Origin of the sequence: Shewanella sp. Arc9-LZ, from assembly GCF_010092445.1 — a bacterium.
Lineage (GTDB): Bacteria > Pseudomonadota > Gammaproteobacteria > Enterobacterales > Shewanellaceae > Shewanella.
In genome coordinates, this window is sequence record NZ_CP048031.1 from 2,958,276 (window position 1) to 2,983,134 (window position 24,859).

General features: G+C 41.7%; 22 protein-coding genes. 7 read left to right on the forward strand and 15 right to left on the reverse strand.

Annotated elements, in window-relative coordinates:
- Positions 1-18: 18 nt before the first annotated feature.
- Entirely contained in the window at positions 19-2,514 is a 2,496-nt protein-coding gene (locus GUY17_RS12645; RefSeq protein ID WP_368039258.1) for a DNA internalization-related competence protein ComEC/Rec2, read from the reverse strand.
- A gap of 31 nt (positions 2,515-2,545) precedes the next feature.
- On the opposite strand from GUY17_RS12645, the gene GUY17_RS12650 reads away from it, so the two are divergent.
- Positions 2,546-3,052 carry a DUF2062 domain-containing protein gene (locus GUY17_RS12650; RefSeq protein ID WP_101086854.1) on the forward strand — a complete coding sequence of 169 codons (507 nt, stop codon included), beginning with the start codon at positions 2,546-2,548 and terminating at the stop codon, positions 3,050-3,052.
- 188 nt (positions 3,053-3,240) lie between these two features.
- Here the strand turns inward: GUY17_RS12650 and GUY17_RS12655 are convergent, their stop codons facing one another.
- The 4 genes from GUY17_RS12655 to GUY17_RS12670 form a co-directional block, all read right to left on the reverse strand.
- Positions 3,241-3,480 (reverse strand): DUF3624 domain-containing protein, encoded by a 240-nt coding sequence (locus GUY17_RS12655; RefSeq protein WP_162023356.1) that lies wholly within the window; start codon positions 3,478-3,480, stop codon positions 3,241-3,243.
- A 210-nt stretch (positions 3,481-3,690) separates the two neighbouring features.
- On the reverse strand, positions 3,691-4,932 hold the full coding sequence (gene lolE, locus GUY17_RS12660; RefSeq protein ID WP_162023357.1) for a lipoprotein-releasing ABC transporter permease subunit LolE: 1,242 nt from the start codon (positions 4,930-4,932) through the stop codon (positions 3,691-3,693).
- Positions 4,929-5,633, reverse strand: coding sequence for a lipoprotein-releasing ABC transporter ATP-binding protein LolD (gene lolD, locus GUY17_RS12665; protein WP_162024358.1), 705 nt, complete (start codon positions 5,631-5,633; stop codon positions 4,929-4,931). Before lolD ends, lolE begins: the two co-directional genes overlap by 4 nt.
- Before the next feature lie 8 nt (positions 5,634-5,641).
- Complete coding sequence (locus GUY17_RS12670) at positions 5,642-6,886, reverse strand: lipoprotein-releasing ABC transporter permease subunit (protein ID WP_101086848.1); 1,245 nt, start codon at positions 6,884-6,886, stop codon at positions 5,642-5,644.
- Positions 6,887-7,043: 157 nt separating this feature from the next.
- Here GUY17_RS12670 and GUY17_RS12675 point away from each other — a divergent pair, with 157 nt between their 5' ends.
- Genes GUY17_RS12675 through GUY17_RS12685 form a run of 3 tightly spaced genes read left to right on the forward strand, consistent with a single transcriptional unit; the run spans position 7,044 to position 12,216 of the window.
- The gene (locus tag GUY17_RS12675; RefSeq protein ID WP_162023358.1) at positions 7,044-7,643 is read left to right on the forward strand and encodes a hypothetical protein; all 600 of its coding nucleotides are present in this window, start codon (positions 7,044-7,046) and stop codon (positions 7,641-7,643) included.
- Between the two features lie 54 nt (positions 7,644-7,697).
- Positions 7,698-11,234 (forward strand): transcription-repair coupling factor, encoded by a 3,537-nt coding sequence (mfd, locus tag GUY17_RS12680; RefSeq protein ID WP_162023359.1) that lies wholly within the window; start codon positions 7,698-7,700, stop codon positions 11,232-11,234.
- On the forward strand, positions 11,224-12,216 hold the full coding sequence (locus GUY17_RS12685; protein WP_162023360.1) for a peptidoglycan binding protein CsiV: 993 nt from the start codon (positions 11,224-11,226) through the stop codon (positions 12,214-12,216). Before mfd ends, GUY17_RS12685 begins: the two co-directional genes overlap by 11 nt.
- 138 nt (positions 12,217-12,354) lie before the next feature.
- Here the strand turns inward: GUY17_RS12685 and nagZ are convergent, their stop codons facing one another.
- The gene (gene nagZ / locus GUY17_RS12690; protein ID WP_162023361.1) at positions 12,355-13,380 is read right to left on the reverse strand and encodes a beta-N-acetylhexosaminidase; all 1,026 of its coding nucleotides are present in this window, start codon (positions 13,378-13,380) and stop codon (positions 12,355-12,357) included.
- A gap of 233 nt (positions 13,381-13,613) precedes the next feature.
- Between nagZ and GUY17_RS12695 the strand changes: the two genes are divergently transcribed.
- Entirely contained in the window at positions 13,614-14,990 is a 1,377-nt protein-coding gene (locus tag GUY17_RS12695; protein WP_162023362.1) for an L-serine ammonia-lyase, read from the forward strand.
- A gap of 209 nt (positions 14,991-15,199) precedes the next feature.
- Here the strand turns inward: GUY17_RS12695 and GUY17_RS12700 are convergent, their stop codons facing one another.
- The 3 genes from GUY17_RS12700 to GUY17_RS12710 all read right to left on the reverse strand — a co-directional run bounded on the left by GUY17_RS12700 (position 15,200) and on the right by GUY17_RS12710 (position 18,730).
- The gene (locus GUY17_RS12700; protein WP_101086842.1) at positions 15,200-15,667 is read right to left on the reverse strand and encodes a CreA family protein; all 468 of its coding nucleotides are present in this window, start codon (positions 15,665-15,667) and stop codon (positions 15,200-15,202) included.
- Between the two features lie 325 nt (positions 15,668-15,992).
- On the reverse strand, positions 15,993-17,399 hold the full coding sequence (yegD, locus tag GUY17_RS12705) for a molecular chaperone (RefSeq protein WP_101086841.1): 1,407 nt from the start codon (positions 17,397-17,399) through the stop codon (positions 15,993-15,995).
- A gap of 254 nt (positions 17,400-17,653) precedes the next feature.
- Positions 17,654-18,730: a rhodanese-related sulfurtransferase gene (locus GUY17_RS12710; RefSeq protein WP_254439818.1), complete on the reverse strand. Its 1,077-nt coding sequence runs from the start codon at positions 18,728-18,730 to the stop codon at positions 17,654-17,656.
- 237 nt (positions 18,731-18,967) lie between these two features.
- Between GUY17_RS12710 and GUY17_RS12715 the strand changes: the two genes are divergently transcribed.
- Together GUY17_RS12715 and GUY17_RS12720 are read left to right on the forward strand one after the other, a co-directional pair.
- Positions 18,968-19,684, forward strand: a complete 717-nt coding sequence (locus tag GUY17_RS12715; RefSeq protein WP_162023363.1) for a glutathione S-transferase — start codon at positions 18,968-18,970, stop codon at positions 19,682-19,684.
- Positions 19,685-19,860: 176 nt separating this feature from the next.
- Entirely contained in the window at positions 19,861-20,061 is a 201-nt protein-coding gene (locus GUY17_RS12720; RefSeq protein ID WP_101086839.1) for a hypothetical protein, read from the forward strand.
- A 205-nt stretch (positions 20,062-20,266) separates the two neighbouring features.
- Here GUY17_RS12720 and GUY17_RS12725 read toward each other — a convergent pair whose 3' ends face one another.
- From GUY17_RS12725 to GUY17_RS12750, 6 genes are all read right to left on the reverse strand, one after another.
- Positions 20,267-20,815 carry an NAD(P)H nitroreductase gene (locus tag GUY17_RS12725; protein WP_162023364.1) on the reverse strand — a complete coding sequence of 183 codons (549 nt, stop codon included), beginning with the start codon at positions 20,813-20,815 and terminating at the stop codon, positions 20,267-20,269.
- Between the two features lie 158 nt (positions 20,816-20,973).
- Positions 20,974-21,567 (reverse strand): DoxX family protein, encoded by a 594-nt coding sequence (locus tag GUY17_RS12730; protein WP_162023365.1) that lies wholly within the window; start codon positions 21,565-21,567, stop codon positions 20,974-20,976.
- 92 nt (positions 21,568-21,659) lie between these two features.
- The gene (locus tag GUY17_RS12735) at positions 21,660-22,505 is read right to left on the reverse strand and encodes a DUF6279 family lipoprotein (protein WP_162023366.1); all 846 of its coding nucleotides are present in this window, start codon (positions 22,503-22,505) and stop codon (positions 21,660-21,662) included.
- Positions 22,506-22,826: 321 nt separating this feature from the next.
- Positions 22,827-23,825 carry a phosphotransferase gene (locus tag GUY17_RS12740; protein WP_162023367.1) on the reverse strand — a complete coding sequence of 333 codons (999 nt, stop codon included), beginning with the start codon at positions 23,823-23,825 and terminating at the stop codon, positions 22,827-22,829.
- A gap of 36 nt (positions 23,826-23,861) precedes the next feature.
- Entirely contained in the window at positions 23,862-24,572 is a 711-nt protein-coding gene (gene pnuC, locus GUY17_RS12745) for a nicotinamide riboside transporter PnuC (protein WP_162023368.1), read from the reverse strand.
- 5 nt (positions 24,573-24,577) lie between these two features.
- Entirely contained in the window at positions 24,578-24,838 is a 261-nt protein-coding gene (locus tag GUY17_RS12750) for a hypothetical protein (protein WP_101086833.1), read from the reverse strand.
- Between the last annotated feature and the right edge of the window lie 21 nt (positions 24,839-24,859).

Genomic DNA, 24,859 nt, shown 5'->3' on the forward strand with positions numbered 1-24,859 from the left:
GCAAACATGAATAACATTCTACTCTGCTTTAAGTGACTCACCAAATCTAAACAAACGGTTATACCAAAATGGGGCAATTTGCTGACGATAAGTGGTCACTTTGTATCCTTCATCAGTGAAGTTGATGCTTATTTGTCCGACATGGCCAGTTTGTAATATTTTACTGCCTTGTTGTTGATACCGCGCCACAATATCCGGTTTAGGAAAACCATATTGATTAGAGAAACCTGCGGTAAAAATAGCTAATTGGGGGTTAACACTATCAATAAAGGCTTGGGTAGATGAGGTTCGACTACCGTGGTGCGGAACGAATAAAATATCGGCTTGAATATCTGCATTTACCGCGAGAAGTACTTGCTCTCGTGGAGCTTCAATGTCTCCGGTTAACAATACTGTAGATTGACCGTCAAACAATTTAACCACGCAGGAGCGGTTATTATCATTACTATTGGCGCTTAACAGATTTGGGATAAAACTCAGTTGTACACCGCGCCAAAATAATTCACCGTCACAAGTTTTTACGCCATGTGATGAATCAGTTAAGGCTGAGACTGACATTGAAAAATCAGCAATTAATGTCGCCTGTGGAAATTGTTCGACTAATACGTTTAATCCACCAGCATGATCATTATCGTCATGACTCACGACAATATAATCAATATAACGAATCCCCTTACTCGCCAAAAAAGGCAATATCGCACGTTGAGCATAACTGAACTCGCCATAAGCAGCGCCAGTGTCGTAAATAACCCCGTGCTGCCCTTGCTGTAAAACCACAGCCATTCCTTGAGCCACATCGATGGCATGAAGCTGCCATGGTGTTGAACCTAACGAAGACGCTGGCGATAACAATATCTCATGGGTCACTAACTTGTTCATGATGACTGGCAGCATAAGCACTGACACTATAACGCGATAACTCCACTTGCGCTGACTCGGCACATAACCGCGTAACATCAACAATATCAGCGCAAAAACAAAAAAGACTCCCGCAGCTAACTCTTGTTCGGTTAACACCAGTTGTTTTAACGGCAAGCGATCACTCAACTGCAATAACCACGCAAAGGGCTCCAAACTAAAATTAGCCCACTGAAATATCATTACGCTTAGGCTTTGCAATGAAACAATATCAATCGCTAACAACCATAGGATGCACAACGCCAGTAACCAAATGAAAAAACTCAGCATGGTTAATGGAATAACCACCAAACTAAACCAAGGTACCAGCAGCATATTCAACCAGATACTATGAGGTGCAATGCCACCAAATAATATCCCTTGCAAAACACCGAGTAACAGCGCTAAACGCCATTGAATAGACCACAATATAATAAGTCCATGTAAAATTTTATCCTTAAGCTGTATAGCTTTTTGGATACATTTGTCCCTCAAAGTGAACTTAGAAACTTCAATGTCTGGGTTAACAAGAGCAGTGCTTAAGCTAGAACGTTGATCTACCGAATCAGGTTTCACCGACAATAAAATAATCACCAATGCACCAAAAGATAACCACAACCCTGCACCTAGTGACGCAAAAGGATCGACCAACAATACAAAAAATAATGCATATACAAGTCGATCCCAATGATGACTAAATTGTTTAATAAAGCTGAATATCATCAATAAAAATAGCATCAGCAATGCGCGTTGAGTGGCAATAGCAAACCCAGATAAGTAGCCATAACCTAAGGTAAATGCTGCCGCAAATACCATTGCGAGTTGGATTTTAGCCAAATGCTGCCAAGAGAAAGCATAACGACTTACCCCAATCAAAATGCCATAGAATAAACCGAAAACCACCGCCAGATGTAAACCTGAAATCGCGACTAAATGCCCTGCCCCTGTCTGCCGCAACTGCTGCCAACGTTCAGAGGTTAACGCGCTTTTATCACCAAAAATCAACGCTTGTAAAATATCGCCCTGAGAAAAGTGTGCCAATAAAGGCGATAATGTTTCCATGATCTGTTGACGCATCGATCCACTGTGACTAAGCAACTCAGCTTGCTTAACTCGACCTTTGGCGACAATATGTTTACTAATAAAGTACTTTTGCTGGTTAAAACCACCTTGATTTTGGATACTCGAAATCCCTTTAACCTTTGCACTAAATTGCCATATTTGGCCAACAACAATTTTATCTGGCTTTTGCCATGTTAATCGGTAATATCGCTGCACATTATTAAGCGACAACGTCTCTAAAAAAGCGTCTTGATAAGGTTTTGCCATGACGCGCACATCAAAACTAATCCAGTCGCTGTTTTGGCTAACTAGTGATACTATCTGCGCCTTAAACTCGATTTGTTGCGACTTTTCAGCATATTGATGCATATATAGACAATGAAACAACAGGCTCAGCCAAATGACGGCGAATAAACAGCCAGCCATAAGCGGCCCTTTGCGAAGGCAAAGAAGCATAGCCAAGAATAGAATGGGCAAACACCATATTGGTGCCAGCGAAGGCCATAACATCGCTGATAAAGAACAGGCGCAAAAGCCATAGATAAATCGATTCATAATGAATTAGTTAAGACATTAATCGACAAATATGCCAAAAAAATTAATACAAAGATTTATGCCAAAACCAGAAACACTTCGTGAACATAAGTATTTACGGATGTTTGGCACACTATTGCACAAACCTAATTTATGGGTATTAAATCGCAAATCAGCGCCAGGAGCCTTTGCTGTTGGGCTATTTGTGGCTTGGATCCCCATGCCATTTCAAATGGTCGTTGCTGCTGGATTTGCCATTATATTTAACGTCAACCTTCCGGTTGCTGTGGCGCTGGTATGGATAACAAATCCACTGACGATGCCTATAATGTTTTATGGTGCCTACTTGTTAGGCGCTAAAATCCTAGGTCATAAAGCACAAGCATTTCAGTTTGAAGCCAGCTGGGCATGGATTGAAGCATCTGTATCAACCATCGGCCCACCCTTTCTCGTTGGTTGCTTAGCTCTTGGCATTATCAGTGCGCTAGTTGGGTTTATTGTCATTAAAAGTATGTGGCGCTATTCAGTTTTGTTTAAATGGCAAAAGCGTAAAGGTTAGTAAGCCATCAATAGATTGATCAACTTAATACCATTAAGGCCGCTTCTGCGGCCTTAATTATTGATAAGCTAAGGATATTAATTTATATTTGTGCCATTGGGCTTGGCCATCCGTGAATATAAACGATGGGGTGGCTCAACATATGCCTATGACGATAATCTATTAATAATACGGCAAAGGGAAGTTGGTTATTGTTGCTTTGTAGCCGCTCGATAAGCCCACACCATCAAGTGCAGAATCAGTAAACCGGTAAAGCTAGTAGCAAAGAAAAGTAGCGCGATAGACTCGACCGTCTTAGGCGTATCGGCGTAGTAATACCACCACAGTGGCCAGGTGAATAAGCTAAGAGCCGTTAACTGCCACATACAGCGTTTACAACGACCAATTTTCTGTTTAAAAACCGAATCAGTGCATTGATTACAAGACATAACACATCCTTATAAGCCATACACAGGCTGCAAATTAACTCGCTAACTAGCAAACATGACGTATAAATACTCATACACCACCATGGCTCAACTCAGGTTGTTTACGCTATCACTCATTGGCTCGATAATTCAATAAGCGACGATGTTACAACCCAATTAAGCCCTAAAACCGAATGAAGCGCTACAACCAAGTGTTCATCTGCACCTAAACTATCGGCCCGCTAATGCTGTCGCTGGTGCTATTTTAGTGGCTTTCCATGCGGGGTAAATAGTCGCAAGTAAGCTCATGACCAATCCCATAACAATAACGACTATCACATCTTTACCGTGAAGTTGCGACGGTAAAAAGTCGATAAAATAAATATCTGACGCCAATAGCTGAATACCCAACAATTGCTCAAAGCCATTTGCTATCGCGCTCAAGTTATAGGCAAAAGCGACGCCAAACACACCGCCAATAGTGCACCCCATAAGCCCATTTAATGCACCCTGTAACATAAATATGGTCATTATAGCGCCACGACTGATGCCCATTGTCATTAAAATAGCAATTTCAGAGGCTTTATCACGTACTGCCATCACTAATGTCGACACAATGTTAAAGCACGCCACAGCAATCACCAGCGCTAATACCAAGTACATCACTAAACGCACTAACTGAATATCTTGATAGACATGCCCTTGTGAGCGAGTCCAATCATTAATGTATAAATATTGTTCTTGGGCGAACCCCAAATCACGAGTAATGCTCGCTGCATTAAGTACATTATCGACTTGAATGCGTACTCCGCTAACCGAAGTCCCTAGCGTTAACATATCAGCCAGATACTCCATCGATGTATAAGCCTGGATTGATTCAATTTCCCCGCCGACATCATATACACCAGAGACCACAAACCGATGACTTTTAGCCGAGGTTAATTGACTGTTATTGGCATCTGGGGTGAACATAGCTAACGTGTCGCCGACATTAAGCTCTAATTTAGTCAATAAACTACGGCCTAAAACAATATTATTTTGATCGCCCTGTAGCGACTGCCATGCCTCTGTAGACATGTATTGGTTAATGCTCGACACATCGGCTTCATGGTTAATATCAATACCTGTTACCACCAGTCCTTGAAAACCACTCGGCTTTTGCACTAACCCTTGCAAGCGAATAAACGGTGCTACACCGGTAATTTGTGGTAAGTTTTGTGCGCTTTTAGCAATTACCTGCCAGTCGGCGATGGGTTCATTCACACCAACAAGTTCACCATGAGATGCCACGCCCAATAAACGTTGTTGCAATTCTTTTTCAAAGCCATTCATGGCCGACAACAACACAATCAGTACACCGACGCCTAACGCAATGCCCGCAGTTGAAGCAAATGAAATAAAACCGATAAAACGATTTGATTGCCTGGCACGAAAAAAACGCCAACCAATTGTTAATGGTAACCACTGACTCATTCGGCCTGCCCTGCACTATTAGGAACCACTTGTAACACACCATCTTTCATGGTCAATTGACGGTCCATTTTAGCGGCTAATTTATGATCATGAGTCACTACAACAAACGCAGTATCAAATTGCTGAGCCAGCTCGCGGATCATCGCATAAACATTATCTGCACTACTGGCATCTAAATTACCCGTTGGCTCATCGGCTAACACTAACTTGGGCTTGTTTATTAATGCCCGTGCTATCGCAACACGTTGACGTTCGCCACCAGACAATTGCGCTGGGATATGATGTAATCGATGCCCCAAACCAACACGATCTAGTAAGCTTTTAGCATCAACCAAAGCTTGTTTTTTATCTCTACCTTGGATAAACGCAGGCATAGCAACGTTTTCAATCGCAGTAAATTCGGGTAATAAATGATGGAACTGATAAATAAAGCCTAAATCGTTATTACGCACTTGTGCTTGGCGTACCGCAGACAATTTATATAAGTCTTCGCCATCAAGTAATACCGAACCCGACGTTGGCGAATCTAAGGTGCCCATAATGTGTAGTAAGGTACTTTTACCTGAACCTGAACTCCCCACTATGGCCAATTGTTCGCCTTTATAAACCGTTAAATCGACTCCAGACAATACATGAGTAGTCACTTCACCATCATGATATTGCTTGCTGACATGATTAACTTGTAATAACGCGGTTTGTATTTGACTCATTATTCGTATCTCAAAGCAGTAGCGGGTTGAACCCTTGCAGCCGATAGCGCAGGGTAAAGAGTGGCAAGTAAGGTAATTAATAGCGAGCCAACAATAATATAACTCATTTGATTTATCGACAATTGCACTGGTAATGTTTGCCCAACACCTAAAATAGAAACACCAAGACCAGATAGAATTTCATTTAAATTCAAGGTGACAGCAATACCAACAACTGTCCCTAGAATTAAACCTAACAAAGCATTTAATAATCCCTGCACAATAAATATGCCCATCACAGACGAGGTTGTGACACCTTGTGTTTTGAGTACAGCAACATCAGTGGTTTTATCGACCACCATCATGACCAATGCCGACACCATATTAAACGCGGCAACAGCAACGATTAAACTTAACATCAACGACATCATGTTTTTTTCCATCTTAACGGCCGAGAATAAGTGGCCAAAGTCTTGCCGCCAGTCGCTGGTTTGGATTTCAATATTTTGCTTAGCAAATCCAGCAACCACTTTGGGTGCTAACGCTGGCGCGGAAAATGGATCGTTCAAATATACCCGTAATTCATTAATGGTATTACTGTCTTGGCGCATCAATTTACGCGCATCTTTATAATGCACATAGGCAACACTGGAATCGACTTGCGAGCCCATTTCAAATACACCTGCAACGGTAAATTTGCGCTGACTCGGCACCGGGCCCATGGGTGAATAGACCACCCCGTCACCGCTTAACACTCTAACCTTATCGCCCGCTTTAACGTCTAATTTGCGAGCTAGATCAGTGCCGAGCACAATTGAATACTTGCCAGCTTGTAACGTTGAAAAAGCATCTGAATAAGTATGAGCCGCAATGCTCGACAATGATTGCTCAAGCTCTGGGTAAACCCCATACATTTGTATAGCTTGAATGTTACTGCTCGATTGGATCATGGCTTGAGTGGTCGCACTAGGCACAATGCCACGAATATTTTGTAGTAAATATTTATCCGCCAACAGGCTTTGGCTACTTTGTTGCCAATCCCTAAATCCCATATCACTGATAAGGGTCATTTGTGGCACAGCCCCTAAAATGCGATTTTTCAGTTGGCCTTCGAGTCCATTCATCACTGAACTGACCACAATCAATGCTGCAACACCTAAAAAAATACCCGATACCGCAAAGAAGGTAATAAAAGAGGCAAAAGCATTCGCTTTTCGGGCTCGCCAGTAACGGTAGCCAATAAAAAAAGAAAATCCTAAATTCATAAAAAAATACTAATCCTGTGCGCCTATTGGGGCGTATAAGTCAGACAATCAGGCAAAATGTGAATATGAAAACAACAAGCCAGCGTGTATGACTTGCTAAATCATTAAGTTGGGCACGATAATAGGGCTATTAGTGTGATAAATAAAGAGGCAAACCTTGATACCTGACAGCAATTCTTATTTTAGTGTGCCTCACCACTTTAATGTGTACTTAACTTCGTGGGATGCAAACCAAGCTTTACCCACAGATGATGAACTCCGCGACATGCAATCTGTTGGGTTAAAACTACTGACCGAAGTGAAAAGTCTTGAAGCAAATTGTTTACTGCAACTGCGCAATTTAGACAATGATGCTAAAGCCGTAGTGGATTTTTTAAAGCTACAATCGCGTAAAGTCGATTTAGTATTGCAACACGTGTTGGAAAAAGAAGTTCAAGATGGTGAGTTATTTAAAGGTGATCAATTTGGTGGCAGTGGAATTAGTATCCTTTCTTCACGTCCATTAGTTGTAAATGAATACGTTAAGACCCACATCTATTTGCATACAGAATTAGTGGCACTGCTGTGTCTGTGCCAAATACAAAGCTGCACCCCAGTATCAACAGATGACGCCATCGAAACCGCATATTGGCGCTGTGAACTTGAATTTAGCCAAATACTTGAAGATGATATTGAGCAATTAGTTAAAGCAAGCTTGAATGTACAACAAAAAATGCTCAAAAAACGTAAACAGAATATCGATAAACAGCGTAGCTGAAGCCTCGCCTCATTCAATACGACTTGATCGCAAACGGAACTGACAAAGATTTCAATGAACCTATTTAGTGTACTCACGCCGCCGAGTGTAAAAAAAGGCCAACAAACGCAAACTTTGGCAACATTGGGTGGCGTGTCGCAAGCCATCACCCTCGCCAACTTAATCAATAACCATCCTGGCACCAGTATTATTGTCACTCACGATACGCCTAGTGCGTTATCGCTTGAGGTCGAACTGAGTTATTTATTAAACCACATCAATGTGAATGTATGTTTGTTCCCCGATCGTGAAACCTTGCCTTACGATAGTTTTTCGCCGCACCAAGACTTAATATCGCAGCGACTTGAAACCTTAGCCAATATTGGTCAAAGCCAGCACAATGTGGTCATCGTACCGGTAAATACCTTAATGGTTCGCCTACCTCCTAAATCATTTATGACTGCCAATGTCATGGTGCTTAATAAAGGCGACACATACAGTTTACAGCAAGCCAGACAACACCTTACTGATACCGGTTACCATATCGTCGATCAAGTATACGAACATGGTGAGTTTGCTATTCGTGGCTCTATTATCGATATTTTTCCTACTGGCTCAAAACAACCATTACGCATAGAATTGTTTGATGATGAAGTTGAATCGATACGTTTTTTTGATGTTGATACTCAGCGTTCAGGCATGGCTCGCGATGCGATTCGCATGCTGCCAGCCAAAGAATTCCCCACCGACAGCAATGCTATTGAAGGTTTTAGACAACGTTATCGTCGTCGCTTTGAAGTAATTTCAAAAGAGGCCGAATCAGTTTATCAACTCGTCAGCCGTAATTTAATGCCCGCAGGCATTGAAAACTACTTACCGTTATTTTTCGATGACACGGCCACATTGTTTGATTATTTGCCGCAAAACAGTCAACTGCTCACCTTAGGCAATATTGAAAAAGCCAGCTTAGCGCACTTACATGAAGTCAATGTCCGTTACGAAGACCGACGAGTTGATCCACTAAGGCCGTTATTGGCGCCCAAAGAACTTTACTTGCTTAATGATGAATTATTCGCGGCATTTAAATCTTTTACTCGTACCCAATTATTACAGCAATATATTGCCACCGACACCAATAATGCCGGCGAGCCGCTAGCTGAAGTTGCACTTCCAACGCATACCCTCATCGCTAACGTTGAAACACTGCCTGACATCAATGCTAACCATAAACTCAAACAACCACTCATTGCGTTACAAGAGTATTATCAGCAGCATCCAAAATTAGTGTTTAGTGCCGAATCGGAAGGCCGCCGAGAAGCCCTGTTAGACTTGTTTGCCAAAATTGACATTAAACCCAAGCAGTTTGCTCATCTTAACGACTACCTCGCAGCCAAAGACAATATAGGCTTAATCGTGTCGCCTTTAGCGCGAGGTTGTGTGCTAACCGACACCGCAAAAGGTGCAGTAAGCATCATTTGTGAAACCGAACTGTTTGGTCAGCGTATTTCGCAGCAACGTCGCCGCGAAAAACAAAAACAAGTTAGCACCGATGTTTTAGTCAAAAACCTGGCTGAACTTAAAGTCGGTCAACCTATTGTCCACCTAGAGCACGGTGTTGCGTTATACCAAGGATTAGAAACGCTTGATACTGGCGGTTTGGTTGCAGAATATTTAAAACTGGAATATTCAGGTGGCGACAAGTTGTATGTGCCAGTGTCGTCACTGCACCTTATCAGTCGCTATAATGCCAGCGGCGATGGTAATACTCACCTCAATAAGTTAGGTAACGAAACCTGGGCTAAGGCCAAGAAAAAAGCCATAGAACGTATTCGTGATGTGGCCGCTGAATTGTTGGATGTATATGCCCGTCGTCAAGCTCGTCCTGGCGATGCAATGAGTATTGATGAAGAAGAATACGCCCAATTCAGTCAAGGTTTCCCCTTTGAAGAGACCGTCGACCAAGAAAGTGCCATTCACGCAGTACTTGAAGACATGCAAGCACCACGCGCAATGGATCGCTTAGTCTGTGGTGACGTAGGTTTTGGCAAAACAGAAGTGGCCATGCGAGCAGCATTTGTCGCCGTGAATGCCGGTAAACAAGTGGTGGTGTTAGTGCCGACTACCCTGCTTGCCCAGCAACACTACGAAAACTTTAAAGACCGTTTCGCTGATTGGCCTATCGTTATTGAAGTGATGTCACGCTTTAGAACCGCTAAAGAACAAAGCAGTGTTGTTGAACAACTGTCTGAAGGTAAAGTCGATATCGTTATCGGCACTCATAAATTACTGTCATCAGAAGCTAACTTCGACAACCTCGGATTATTAGTCATCGACGAAGAACACCGCTTTGGTGTGCGTCAAAAAGAAAAAATTAAAGCATTACGTGCCAATGTCGACATTTTAACCCTCACCGCCACACCGATTCCGCGGACATTGAACATGGCCATGTCGGGTATGCGAGATTTATCGATTATCGCCACCCCACCAGCTAAACGTTTGGCAGTAAAAACCTTTGTGCGTGAATATGACAAAGCCACGGCACGAGAAGCCATCTTGCGTGAAATTTTGCGTGGTGGCCAAGTGTATTATCTGCATAACAATGTTGAGACCATTGAAAAAACCGCGCAAAACATTCGCGATTTACTTCCTGAAGCCCGCGTCATAACCGCCCATGGGCAAATGCGAGAACGCGATCTTGAAAAAGTCATGACCGACTTTTATCACCAACGTTTTAACGTGTTGGTATGTACTACCATTATCGAAACCGGTATCGATGTGCCCAGTGCTAATACCATCATTATCGACCGAGCCGACATGTTTGGTTTAGCACAATTGCACCAGCTTCGCGGCCGTGTTGGGCGATCGCATCACCAAGCTTATGCTTATATGATGACGCCTCATCCTAAACGTATGACCCCAGATGCCCGCAAACGCCTTGCAGCCATTGAAGCCCTAGAAGATCTTGGCGCAGGATTTTTACTCGCCACTCAGGATTTAGAAATTCGCGGTGCGGGTGAATTGCTCGGCGATGAACAAAGCGGCCATATCTCAAAAATTGGTTTTAGCTTATACATGGAAATGCTGGAATCTGCCGTAAAAGCCCTCAAAGAAGGGAAAGAGCCTTCTTTAGCCTATATGATGAGTGCCAAAGCAGAAATCGATTTACGCATTCCGGCGTTATTACCAGAAGATTACGTCAGTGATGTTAATATGCGCTTATCATTGTATAAACGTATCGCTAACTGCGAAACCGACACCATGCTCGATGAACTTAAAGTCGAATTTATTGACCGATTTGGTATGTTACCTGTGCCAACCCGAAATTTAATGGCGATTACTCTGTATAAACATCAAGCAACCGCGTTAGGTATTGTCAAAATAGAAATGCACGCCAAAGGTGGCAGTGTCGAATTTGGTCAAGAAAATCACGTCGATCCGATGTTTATTATTGGTTTGTTGCAAAACCAACCACAAATCTATCGAATGGACGGGCCAAATAAGTTAAAGTTCAACATTCCTGCTGAGACAAGCAAAGAGCGTCTTGAGTTAATCAACACCCTGCTTGAACAGTTCGCTAAACATCAAATTTTGGAGACAAATAGTGCTTCGTAAACTTGCGATTTCTATCGCCGCTATCACAGCGCTATCCCACAGCTTTTCAGCCCATGCAGAATCATGGTTTGAAGTTGAAGTGTTTGTATTTGAACGCCAACAGCCGTCTGTTGAAAAATGGCTCAATGCCACACCACCAAAGCTCAGTAAAGACACTGTGGATATCATTACGCCAGTGATCAGTACCGACATAACCGGGGTTGCCGTTGGCTTAAATGGTTGTACTTCAACCGACTGGACCAATGGCGCCAGTAACTGTAATGACCCAAAAGTCAGTAACAGTATCGCGGCCCATCCAAGCGAAGTTCCGTTTAATATCGGAGCCAGCAAGCCGCAATCCGCATATTTAGGTCAAGGCCCATTACTGCTGGCTCAAAGCCAAGGTAAGTTTAATGACTTAATTCGAACGATCAGTCGCGAACCTTATGTTAAAAGCCTAGTGCATTTAACCTGGCAACAAAATATGCAGTCGCGTAGACGCGCTAAACCAGTGCGTATATTTGGTGGTAAGGATTTTTCAAAGAATTTTGAATATCATGGCTTAGCGGTCAAAAAAGCAACTCAAACAGAAGCCATGCCAAGCACAGAATTTGGTGCCTTAGGTAACGCTTATGAAGCGCCAAAAATAGGTCCTGTATGGGAATTAGATGGCTCGATAAACATTTATCTCAGTCATTATCTGTATATTGAAAATAATCTGGCTTTGCGTAAACCGACTCAAAAAATGCTTGAATCAAGTCCTTTAGAGTTTAATGAATATGCCGCTCTAGAAATAGAAGGTAAAAAGCAACTAGCACCTTATTTAGAAAGCATCCCGCTTATCCAGAATCGTCGTGTGCGCAGTGGCGAGATCCACTACTTTGATCACCCGCAATTGGGTGTTGTGATGCAAATTCGAAAAATGTCTCAACCGACTAATGTTAAACCCATTGATTTAACCGAGCGTGCTACCACTAGCCAACCAGCACCTTATACTGGTTAACAGCTCGATAGCTTAAGACTAAAAAACCGGATCAATTGATCCGGTTTTTTTGCTTAATGGCCTGCTCATTTACTCGACAACCTCTGCCCGGGAGAATAAATACGCCCCCTTAACTCGAGCTGTGGTTATTGAGACAATCTACAATGATTGTGCAATGCGAGTAATGTCCATCGTCAATTGCTGCGCAGCTTGCCAACGCGATTGTTGCTCAAGCGCCTGCAAGGATTGTGCAGTATTACCCTTTAGCGATAATGCGGTATGTGTAGGCTCTGCAGCAGGCCAATCAAACTCGGTTAATAAAGCATTAACACCAACAGGATCATTACAGACCAAGATCATATCACAACCAGCATCTAATGCCGCTTTAGCACGGCCAAGGTAATTACCAGCAAAACTGGCGCCCTTCATGCCTAAGTCGTCAGAAAAAATCACCCCATCAAAACCTAATTGTTGACGTAAAATAGTTTGTAGCCAGTAAGATGAAAAGCCAGCGGGATTAGGATCAATATTTGAATAAACCACATGTGCTGGCATCACACCTTGTAGCTGCTGAGAACCTATCAAGAGCTTAAATGGCTGCATATCAAAAGCTTCCACTTGCTCTTTAGTCCTTGGATCAACTGGCATGGCAATATGTGAATCGGCAGCAACACTGCCATGACCAGGAAAATGTTTTCCTACCGCAGCCATACCGGCCTCATTCATGCCAATGATAAACTGCTGAGCTAATGCACTGACTTCATCAGGATTTGCACTAAAACTGCGCTTTCCAATCACTTCACTTATACCATTTACGTCTAAAACAGGCGCAAAACTTAAATCAATATCACACGCTAACAGCTCAACTGCCATTAAAAAGCCACACTCTTTCGCCCATTGTTTAGCTAATGTTAAATCGCCTTTAGCGGCAGGTAAAATATCACCCATGGCAGGAATTAAACTAAAACCTTCACGAAAACGTTGAACTCGGCCACCTTCATGATCGACCGCAATTAATAATTCAGGGCGAATACTGCGAACACTTTTAACCAATTCAATTAATTGACTTTTATTTTCACAGTTGCGACTAAACAATATAATACCACCCACTTGCGGATGCTGTAATTGCTCAGTTTCTGTTGCAGATACAGTTAAACCTGCAAGATCCATCATTAAATAGCTCAAATCTTTCCCTTATCTATATAGCTGACAATCATGCCAGGTTAATCCAGTCACATTATGCATCAAGTATAAGGCTGGCTAATGTGAGAATAATGCATCAAAAAATCTAATGAACTGTCATTGATTAATGTGTGGGATACTCTACCAAGAATAAGAGATAAACCGCCAACATTACTTTTGACGATTATACTCACTTATAACGAAAACAATAAACGACTCAGCAAGGGTTAAACAACATGATTAGCGTATTTGACATGTTCAAAATTGGTATCGGTCCTTCTAGCTCACATACAGTGGGTCCTATGAAGGCAGGTAAAATTTTTATACAGCATGTCGCTGATAATAATTTATTAGCGAATACCGATGAGTTACAAGCAGAATTATTTGGATCTTTAGGCCAAACAGGTAAAGGTCACGGCACAGGAAAAGCGGTCATTTTAGGCCTGATGGGTGAAGATCCAGAAACCGTAGATACCGATGGGATTGATGCCATTTTAGACATTGTGTCTACGACTCAAAAACTTACCTTAGCAGACGGACGTCAGGTGAAATTTACTCGCGAAGAAGGGGTAACCTACCACAGACGTAAAACCTTACCTGCACATGCTAATGCCATGACCTTATATGCATTGTCTAAAGGCGAATGCATATATCAGCGTACCTATTATTCAGTTGGCGGCGGGTTTATTCTTGATGAAGATGAAATCACTCAACGTAATGCGTCTCCAGCAACGCCAATAGAACAAGCACCTTACGACTTTAATAGTGCATTGCAATTGCTGCAATTGTGCTGCGACAACGGCTTAAGTATTTCATCATTAATGATGGCCAATGAACTTAGCATTGCCAGTGAAGATGATATCAAGCAAGGTTTGTGGAAAATTTGGCAAACCATGAAAAACTGCGTTGAACGTGGTTATCACAAAGAAGGCATATTGCCAGGCGGTTTAAAATTACGCCGACGTGCGCCAGCACTCTACCGTCGTCTAAAAGCGGAAGGGCGAAATAACACTGACCCATTGACCGCTATGGACTGGGTCGATTTATTTGCTTTATCGGTTAACGAGCAAAATGCCGCAGGCGACCGCGTTGTTACAGCGCCAACAAACGGCGCAGCAGGGATTATCCCAGCAGTATTGTGTTACTACGATATGTTTGTGCAAGAAGTCGATATCGATGTGTGCAGCCGCTATCTGTTAACCGCTGCTGCCATTGGTATTTTGTACAAGAAAAATGCCTCGATTTCTGGCGCTGAAGTGGGTTGCCAAGGTGAAGTGGGCGTAGCCTGTTCAATGGCAGCCGGTGCGTTAACTGAAATCATGGGCGGAACCGTAGAACAGGTTGAGAACGCCGCTGAAATTGGCATGGAACATAACTTAGGTTTAACCTGCGATCCAGTTGGCGGCCTAGTCCAAGTACCTTGTATTGAACGTAATGCTATGGGTGCTGTAAAAGCGATTAATGCTTCACGCATGGCACTTCGCGGTGACGGTAATCACAAAGTGTCACTGGATAAAGTCATTAAAACGATGATGGAAACCGGTAAAGACATGCGCAGTAAATACAAAGAAACAGCAAAAGGCGGTCTTGCGGTGAATATCGTCGAGTGTTAATTCACGTATTCATTTAATCTGCTCAATTCGACATGCCTGTTAGCGAACCTAACAGGCATTTTTGTATGCCTTAAATGGCGAGTTAACCTGTTAATGATTCATCGTGAAATCAATTAACCGAACAACCTATTTTCCCTTGTACCAAAACCAGATAACAAGATGGTAGAAAATGCATACGAATATGCCCGAAGCAAGACAGACCTTTGCCCTTAGTGAGCTGGTGCGAGGTCAACATAAGCTTTGGTTCCCCAAAGTGGAACGGTCGAAAGGCTGTGTTTGAAGCTTCCCGATGTTTCTTTGGTAGAGTAAGAGACATACATTAACGTTTGATTTTCAGCATCGAATATTCTTCTGATTTTCATGGTTTTGAAAAATATACTTTTTGATTTTTTAAACACAACTTCACCAGATTTACTTTTATCTATTTGTGCAATCATATCGGTGGTGATTTCCCCTGTTTGTCTGCAAGAAATAGAACTATCACTTGGATCTGAAAAACTAAGATTTTCTTCTATTGAGGCGATGTGACAAGTGACACCTGTTACGATGTCATCCTTTAAAATGTTTAATTTTATGTCTTGTGTCGTAAACATCCCAAGTGATACATCACCGACTTCATTGTCAGAACAAGCCGTAAGAAGTGCCGTTAACCCTAGCACTATTAGCATTTTTTTCATCGGTAACACCTTTTAATATTATGAGTTTATATCATCAAAATAGGTTGTTATAAAAAATTGAGATGTTCTGTCATTAAAGGTAAACCATTATGGCTATGCCTTTAATGACAAATAAGTCCACACTGACGCGCGGCCGCCGCAAGCCATAATAATAACTAACATTGTCATCATTTTGGTGATCACTATAATCATATTAATTGACCATATTGATGGCAGACAAAGCATGCTGGTTGATCATTCTACTATTAGCACAATGACCAACCTTTAGCATAACCATCAGCCTTTAACATAACCATCAGCCTTCGCGAGCTAAGTGCAATGAATTTTAGTTAAATGCACTTTGAGCACAACGGGTTAAACCTGCTGTTACCGAACCGAAATGGTCACCCACCACCACTTTGGCATTGGGGTAAACACTAGCAATTTTATTGTATATAGCTGGGCTTCGGGCCGTACCGCCTGTTACATATACAATATCAGGACTGGTTGGCATATCGCAATCTTGTTGCTCCGCTTTGGCGATAGCCGTTTGCATAGCTTGTTTCATTAATGCTTCAACTTTCGCTAAGGGATCATTAATGGCTTGCTCAAACTGTGCTGCTGTTAATGGGACTAACAGCCCCTTTTCAATAAAATCTAACGAACATAGAATGGTGTCATTGTCTGACAAACTGATTTTCGCTGCTTCAGCTTGGCGTACCACTTGATAACTCATTTGATTCTTTTGTACTTTTTGTAAACGAACTAATAGTTCAGGCTGCTGCGCTTCTTTGATTAGCTGCTCAACTAACTTACGAGAAGGTAAACTAACAAAGTCACGTTGGGCACTAATATCATTGACGGCCACCGCGTTCCAAAAAGGTGTTCTTGGCATAGGTTTACCGTTAATCATTAACGTGTCTGCACCAAAGCTTGGCATCAATCCAGTCATCGCTAATGCGATATCTAAATCGTTACCACCAATCCGTTGACCTGAATGGCCAAAGCAGTCTGGGCTGCGGTCTTGTTGCTTAATGTAGGACGGCCCCATCTTTACCACTGAACAATCTGTCGTACCACCGCCAACATCGACCACTAACACGGTATTGTCATCGCTAAGGTTTGATTCAAAATCCATACCTGCAGCTAAAGGTTCAAATAAAAACCTCACATCAGTAAAGCCTGAACGAGTAGCCGCCAGGCGTAAAATAGTTTCAGCTTGTTGATTACTGTCTTGGCCACCTATGCCTTGAAAATTAACCGGTCGACCTATCACCGCATGGCTCGCTGCGCTAAGCGATTTTGCGTTTAACGCTTTATCGGCTAGTGTTTTAACATGTTGCATCATCAAGGTGACAATGTCTTCAAATAAGGCTATTTGTTCAACACGTAATCCATTGGCACCTAAAAAAGACTTTGGAGAACGGACATAGAAACCTTCTTCAGGCATGTCTAAATAAGCATCTATCGCAGCTTGGCCAACAAATACGGCTTGTTCATTCGGCGACAGATCAAGCTCATGGCGCATTTGTTTAGCACGCATTAACTGAGAACTGCGTAAATGAGAATACTCTGCTTTTAAGTGTTCTGGTAATCCTTGGTATACCGCCTCGGCAATAAGCTCGCGATCCATTGCGTACAACGTTGAAGGCATAAAATCCGAATGAGTTGATAATGGTAATAACGATACCGCATCATCAATCATTACCCCAATCGCACAGTTGGCACTGCCGTAATCAAATCCAACAAACATTGACTTACCTTCTGTCATCTAATCGAAAAAAGCGCTCAAAATAACACACTTATGACACTTGCTAAACCCTTTATCACTGTTTTATCTCCCGCTTGGGTAAAGCGAGTCCCTTATCTTAAAAGGCAATGCTGTATATGGCGTTTAAAATGATAAAAATCTAACTAACCTGAAATAGGGTAACTATTAATACTGTGCCCATAACAAAAAAGCCCAATCTTATGTAGATTGGGCTTTCGTTTTAGCAAAGGTATTCATTAGCCTTTGTTATTCAGTTTTTCTTGTGCTTTACGCTGAGCTTCTTTTTGTTGGCGACGAGCATCAATCACTTGCTTTACATCGCTACCAATATGCGCTTCACCGCGTTGCTTAGCTAATTGGACTTGACGTTCACGTTCAATAAACCGCTGACGTTGTTCTTCAGGCACTTTATCAATGCAATGTGGACAGCTGACTCCTTGAACATAGGCTTCAGTTTGTTTTTCTGCTTCAGTAATTGGCATACGACAAGCATTACACTGATCGTATTGACCTTTTTCTAAGCTGTGATTTACCGCTACGCGGTTATCAAACACAAAGCATTCACCTTCCCATAAGCTTTGCTCTTGCTCGACTTCTTCAAGATATTTTAATATGCCGCCTTCAAGATGATATACCTCATCAAAGCCCTGCTCTTTCAAATATGCAGTAGATTTTTCACAGCGAATACCACCGGTACAAAACATCGCCACTTTTTTGTGTTTAGCCGGATCTAAATTTTGCTTCACATATTCAGGAAACTCACGGAAAGTCTCGGTTACTGGATTAACAGCATTTTTAAAAGTACCAATCTTCACTTCGTAATCATTACGGGTATCAACCAACACCACATCTGGATCTGAAATAAGTGCATTCCAGTCTTTAGGTTTCACATAGGTCCCGACGACTTTACGAGGATCAATACCTTCAATACCCATAGTCACAATTTCTTTTTTCAGCTTCACTTTGGTGCGATAAAACGGCATTTCAGCGTCAAAAGATAGCTTAGTCACGATATTATCTAAACCAGGTTGAGTGCCCAACCAGGCCAATAAAATATCAATCGCTGATGAGGTTCCTGCAACAGTGCCATTAATGCCTTCTTGAGCAAGCAACAAAGTGCCTTTGATTTCGTTTTGTTCCATGACACTCAGCAATGGCTGACGAACGGCCTCAAAATGCGGTAATGCCACGAATTTATATAACGCGCACACAGCGACTTGGGCTTGAGATGCAGCTGTTATAGCTTTTTGAATAGGTTCTTGTTTAGGCTCTTGTTTAGGCTCTTGTTTAGACGCTTGTTTAGGTTGTTGCATAAAAATGAGGTCTCCGCTGGCTGGAACTTAATTTCCAGTGCATATTACTGTGCATATAAATAAGGTCTGCACACTGTGCACAGACTCAAAAAAACGGCCGAAAGTATACCTAAATCACAGTCAAAAAAATACTAAAACCAGCAGATGTACTTTTTTACAATGTTGGTAGCGGTTAATTTTGGGTTTTCAGCCAAGAAACGTTACTCTATTAGCAAGACATCATTTTATAGACACCTAATGAATTCTGCCATTTTGTACACCTTTCGTCGTTGCCCTTATGCTATGCGAGCACGTATTAGTCTTCATTTGAGCCAACTGAATCCGTTAGTGCGTGAAATAGAGCTTAAAAATAAACCCGCAGAGCTGATCACCATTTCGGCCAAAGGCACAGTGCCGGTTTTAGAGTTTACTAACGGCCAAGTGATCAGTGAAAGTCTAGATATTATGCGCTTTGTATTAACTGAACACCCAGCGCCAGAAAACTATTACTTAACCACAGAAGAGTATCAAGTCCTGCAATACTGGTTAGATAAATCAATGACTGAATCGCTCATTAATGCCAATGATAATCAATTTAAACCATGGTTAGATAAATATAAGTATGCCGACAGGTTCCCTGAATACAGTCAACTTTGGTATCGACAACAGGCAGAGCTGTTTATTCAGTTGTTGGAAAGGCAGTTGCTGCAACACAACTATTTGTGTACCGACAGCCCAACACTAGCTGATTTTGCTATTTTTCCGTTTATTCGACAGTTTGCTAATGTTGAACCTTCGTGGTTTGACACCATGCCATACCCTAAAGTTAACGCTTGGTTAACCACATTAATCAATAGCCCGCTATTTAACGTGACCATGTGCAAATATCCATTGTGGTTACCACAAAAAACTTTGATTTACCTCAAACATTCAGTACGTAATGATGGACAAGTAATACCTTTGTGCAAAAATTAAAAAATTATGAATATTTAATGGTTTACGGGCTATTAATCGGATAATTTTTAACGTAAATTAAAGGTGTTAGCAGTGAATAGCCGTTTAAGAACATGGATTTCTATTATTTTTACTGCAGATTTTAATTTTAAGCTTACACTTAGATAAGTCATTGCTGGAACGCAAAGGAACATGACATGAATAATATGGATATTACGTTAGTATTAATGCTCATTGCATTACTGATTTTACATATTCACTTTTGCTATCGAGCCTATACCTCGAAAGCACATATCAAACATGGTCAACGTGTAGTGTGGTCTATGCTGAGTTTGTTAATGGGACCATTAGGCTATTATGTCTATCAAAACATGATCCCACTCGAGTTCTACGAATAGATTTGTTTTAGAGCTTTGCTTTGAAGTTCAGTGAATAAAGTCTGATTGTTTCTTAATATATTATTGAACAAGAGCTTGTTAACCCTCTTCTCGTCGTCCCGCTAATGCTTTTAAGCCGAGATCTTGGTGTTTTTTTTGCTTTGTACTTATGGCCTGCGGCCACCAACGTCGTGGCCCATTGGTCATAACCCCAACCTTGCAATGCTTACAAATATCGCGCAAATTGCTGGCCACTTTTAAGCGATTTAGTGGGAGCGAGCACTGCTGGGGTGCCAACATATAAAAAGCCAACAATTTGATCGTCTGCGGCTAATCCTAATGCGTTATTCACATTAGCATCAAAAGCAAAATCGCCTGTACGCCATACCGCACCTAGCCCAATCGCAAATGCCGCCTGCTGCATTGCCATCGTGGCGCAACCCGCTGCTATATGCTGTTCTAAAACGGGTACTTTATCATGCGTTTGTGTTTTGGCGACGACCGTAATCACCATAGGCGCACGATAAGGCATGTTAGCGACTTTAGTCAGAAAAGTATCATCTGCACCACTTTTTTTAGCCGCATCAACAAAAATATCTGCCAACTTAGCTAAGCCATCATCTACCGCAATAATAAATTCCCAAGGCGTTAATGCACCGTGGTCTGGTACTCTTGCTGCTGCATCAAGCAAAAAAGTGAGTTGTTCGGCATTGGGTGCTGGGGCAACTAGGCGAGGCGTCGATTGGCGAGTCAATAACAGTTGTTCGGCGTCCAAGATACAATCCTTTTGAGTAAATTATGCTGCCGATATTAGCAAAAATCCCACGTATTAGGTGGGATTTTTTAGGGTTGTTCTATGTAACCTAAACTCGAAATAACAAACGCCTCTCAAACAGCCCTTTTTTATACTGAGTTCAGGTGATGTAAACAAGGTTACTTTAACAACCGGCGTCCTATAAAGTAATCAACGCTGGTGTAACGGCCGCCACCAATCACAAATAATGCCAATAACATAATTAGATACGTCATCGCGAATTCAATACCATTATTTAAAATAACAAAATTACCTGAACTGGTTAGCCATTCATAATTACCGTGCTCTTGTAAAATAGCTTTCGCCGCAGAAAGCTTTTCCGCTGAAGCTAACACTTGCTCATTCGCCAACCACGAACTTGGGTCGGCAATAGCCAACCAACCATTGGGTAAATGCACCGCAAAAACAGCAACTAGCATTGTGACCATCATTGGCAATGCCACGATTCGAGTGGCTAAACCAATCAACAGTAAAAAACCACCGAACAATTCAGTGCCTGCAGCTAACGCAGTCATGACTTCTGGCATAGGTAAACCCAATCCCCAGTCAGGATTGCCGAACCATGCTGCGGTGTCTTCAAAATGTGACAATTTGTTGTATCCTGCCTGCATTAGCACTGGCGCAAGATAAAGCCTTAGCAGTAAGGCGGCTAAGCCTTCTGTATGTTTAATCACATTTAAAAATTGTTGATAAAATCCACTTAGTGTCTGCATAAATAATCCTAGCTGAAATCGTTGTTGTAGTAATAGACCCGCTGAAGATTAAAAATATTTCAGCTTTGGAGACTAACGGATAAAAATAGATATTATTTGTCTAAGTGTAATTCAGTTAAATCTTCTACTAATTCAGCTAATTTTTTATCAAAGTGCTTACGTTGTTTTTGACTAAATGTTTGATTAAGCGTAATCAACATTGAGCCAAACTTACGGGTATTTTCGGTAACATTATCGCGATAAACCTCTGATTTCAGTTCATCTGGCGAGATCATTAATAATTTCATTTGTTGGGTAAAATAATCAGTTTGCTGACGGCGTTTCAGTGCTTGTTCAAATTGACTTAGCCATTCATGGCGATACTCAAGCCACATGTCTAACGTGGCTAAACGCTGCGTATTAGCTTGATGAATAATGTTTTTTTGTTCATCTGTAGCATCGCCAGTCCATTCAGATAATTGCTCGGCGATTCTTTTATCTGAGTCTTTTATCAATTCAGCTTGATCTTTGCCGGCGTATTCTTCGATTAATTCTTGTTGTTCTTTTTTTAGCTGCGCCAGTATCTGATCAACTTGTCCATCAGATAAGCTCGCCATAATAGGTAACAGATCAGGCATAACAAAATCGAAAATTCGAGACCAATGTGCCTTCGCCATTGACACTTGGTTAAGCCATAGCTCTGGGGTCATTGTTTGTTGATTAGTCAATGTCGATAATAAAGACAGTTGATCACGATAACGCGGTAATTCTTGTTGGCGATGCCAGACTAAAAACGATTCAATAATAATATCAAATTTATCTTGCTGTTCTGAGGTTAACTCTACGTACTCTTCAACTTCCCACTCTATCGCCCAATCCAGAAAGAAATAGCTTACTTTGGTTGAGCAGCCGACAAAAAATAAGCTACTTAACAGTAGGATAATCAATTTTTTAGACACAGATAATTCCTTTATCAAAATTTATATCAAATCCAGTAATGATGTGATCAATCAGAGTCACTCAGATTTTTCAGTTTGAGACGCATTGTTGAAAGAATGGTTGTTCCCTTATGAAACAATGCAACAAAAAATAGAAAGTCTGAATGACTCCCGCAGGACGGGTTTCAGAACCTTCTATGCTGCTTAATATGATTTTGACGTAGAAAAACTATGTCTATAATCTTATTACTTGTCTAGTAGGCGCTGAATGACCAGATATTTATTAGAACTGGTATTACTTCACTTATACTTTATCAGAAGCTTGTACTTTATCAGAGCATATTAGCAAGTGATTAATGTAAAATACTTTGTAAAGTATTGTAAGTATTGTGTAGATTTTTGCGGTTCTTTGGCTGCCATTAATAACGCCCACATTGCCGAGAATAACCAAAAACAATTTATTGCGGCGGGTAATGCCGCTTTGGCCGCAGACACATCGGTGAGGCTAGCAACCTGACAGTATTGCATAATCACGTTATCGATTAATTGGTTAGATTGCATCGTTGATAGTTGATGACTAGCCACGACGCTGGCTAAATCGAACAACGGATGGCTCGCCACAGCATATTCATAGTCGATACAAAGCAGTTGCTGAGGGGCTCTGCCGCTAAGCAGTAAATTGTGCGGAGTTAAATCTCTATGACAAAAAGTCGGCAGCAACACACAGGCTTCTAACTGCGATAACCAATGTCGAACAAGCCCATTTAAGCGTAACAATTGCTGCCTCGCATCATGCCATTGTGGATCTGTTTGCGACCCCGTTAATGAATCTAATTGGTATGCATATTGTTGCCATTGCTCACTAACGGTAATGTTTTTCTCCGGCACCGGCAACACACTGAGTTTACAAAATAATGCACTAAGCAAAGGAACGGCATCCACAGCCGAAATGGATTGATTTGTCGATTGCCCAAGCGATAAGTGACTGCGCATTGAGGCAAATATCGACCAGTCTGTCTCTGGTTGATCAATAAACTCACTCAGATACAATTGCTTATCATCACTGACCCAAATCAATGCAGGTGCAATGTTAGCCACAATTGCAGCTTGCCAACATTCAACTTCAAGCGCTCTATCGCACCAATTACTGTGAGGCTGATTTACTCGTAAGACCTTATCGCCATCTTCACAAGATAACTTAATATTAACATTACTGATCCCTGTGTTAAGAAAAGACACCGCAGTACATTGCGTAGCAAGCTGCTGAAATAATGTGGTTGGCATGGCTTTGTTGATTATATTAAGCACATCGATAGGTAGAGATAACAACGGCTGGGACATCAAATATTTACTCTAATAAAATGATATTATGGTTGGTTATGCACCAACCACCTCTTGACTCGTATTGTGTTGCGTTATTATATGATGACGATATTTCTTACGCCACATCATGTATCCGCCAACTGCCATTGCGACGTATAAAACAAACAAACCCGATGTCAGCATTAAGCCTTTTTGGAAGTAAAGGTAAATAGACACAAAATCAATGACGACCCAATAGAGCCAATTTTCTAGCACTTTTTTCGCTACTAGATAGGTTGTAACGATAGCAAAACAAGTGGTTGCCGCATCGATATAGGGAAATGCGGCCGACGTGTAATGAGCCATTAAATATCCCACCAGCATAGACACTAATGATGTCGCGCCGATAAGCCGAGCGTGAGTACTCCAAGACCAACTGGTAATATTAAGGTGATTGGTATCTATGTTGTGCTGAGTACCATTATGCAGCTCAGAATTGTGCAAATTGCTTTGCTGAGAAGGTGGCACGTGCAACCACAACCAATAACCATATACCGCCATCCCCATATAATAAATATTAAGGACTGACTCCATCAATAACGATACATTCCAAAATAGTACAGTGTAAATGGCGGTACTAATAAATGCTGCCGACCAACACCAGATGTTAGTCCGCATAGCAAGAATTAAGTAAGCAAGCGCTAGCATAACGGCAACAGCCTCCCAAAACGTCATTAATGACGCTTCACTAAAGGCTTGTTGTAGCGTTATAAATAGATCATTCATTGTGGTTATTCGCTATGAGCTAGGTTGAGCTCACCACCGATAAATTTACACACAAAAACAGCTTTGCCCCACTTTTGATGTGCGGCTTGCATTTCAACGGCTAGCATCGACATTACATCAGCATACTCGCCACAGACTTGGGTTGCCATCGCGTTAGTCACTCGTTGAATATTGTCATAACTATCCACTCTGCCGATAAACCATTGGATAGGATCGAGATAGTTTTCATTGAACGGATACATACTGATTTCTGCAGTTAACTTCATTTCTATTCCTTAATAAAAATC

Coding starts and splice junctions, on each gene's coding strand:
- GUY17_RS12645 (WP_368039258.1), bottom strand. CDS start 2,514: ATGAATCGATTTATCTATGGCTTTTGCGCCTGTTCTTTATCAGCGATG.
- GUY17_RS12650 (WP_101086854.1), top strand. CDS start 2,546: ATGCCAAAAAAATTAATACAAAGATTTATGCCAAAACCAGAAACACTT.
- GUY17_RS12655 (WP_162023356.1), bottom strand. CDS start 3,480: ATGTCTTGTAATCAATGCACTGATTCGGTTTTTAAACAGAAAATTGGT.
- lolE (WP_162023357.1), bottom strand. CDS start 4,932: ATGAGTCAGTGGTTACCATTAACAATTGGTTGGCGTTTTTTTCGTGCC.
- GUY17_RS12670 (WP_101086848.1), bottom strand. CDS start 6,886: ATGAATTTAGGATTTTCTTTTTTTATTGGCTACCGTTACTGGCGAGCC.
- mfd (WP_162023359.1), top strand. CDS start 7,698: ATGAACCTATTTAGTGTACTCACGCCGCCGAGTGTAAAAAAAGGCCAA.
- GUY17_RS12695 (WP_162023362.1), top strand. CDS start 13,614: ATGATTAGCGTATTTGACATGTTCAAAATTGGTATCGGTCCTTCTAGC.
- GUY17_RS12700 (WP_101086842.1), bottom strand. CDS start 15,667: ATGAAAAAAATGCTAATAGTGCTAGGGTTAACGGCACTTCTTACGGCT.
- yegD (WP_101086841.1), bottom strand. CDS start 17,399: ATGTTTGTTGGATTTGATTACGGCAGTGCCAACTGTGCGATTGGGGTA.
- GUY17_RS12710 (WP_254439818.1), bottom strand. CDS start 18,730: ATGCAACAACCTAAACAAGCGTCTAAACAAGAGCCTAAACAAGAGCCT.
- GUY17_RS12715 (WP_162023363.1), top strand. CDS start 18,968: ATGAATTCTGCCATTTTGTACACCTTTCGTCGTTGCCCTTATGCTATG.
- GUY17_RS12720 (WP_101086839.1), top strand. CDS start 19,861: ATGAATAATATGGATATTACGTTAGTATTAATGCTCATTGCATTACTG.
- GUY17_RS12730 (WP_162023365.1), bottom strand. CDS start 21,567: ATGCAGACACTAAGTGGATTTTATCAACAATTTTTAAATGTGATTAAA.
- GUY17_RS12740 (WP_162023367.1), bottom strand. CDS start 23,825: ATGTCCCAGCCGTTGTTATCTCTACCTATCGATGTGCTTAATATAATC.
- pnuC (WP_162023368.1), bottom strand. CDS start 24,572: ATGAATGATCTATTTATAACGCTACAACAAGCCTTTAGTGAAGCGTCA.
- GUY17_RS12750 (WP_101086833.1), bottom strand. CDS start 24,838: ATGAAGTTAACTGCAGAAATCAGTATGTATCCGTTCAATGAAAACTAT.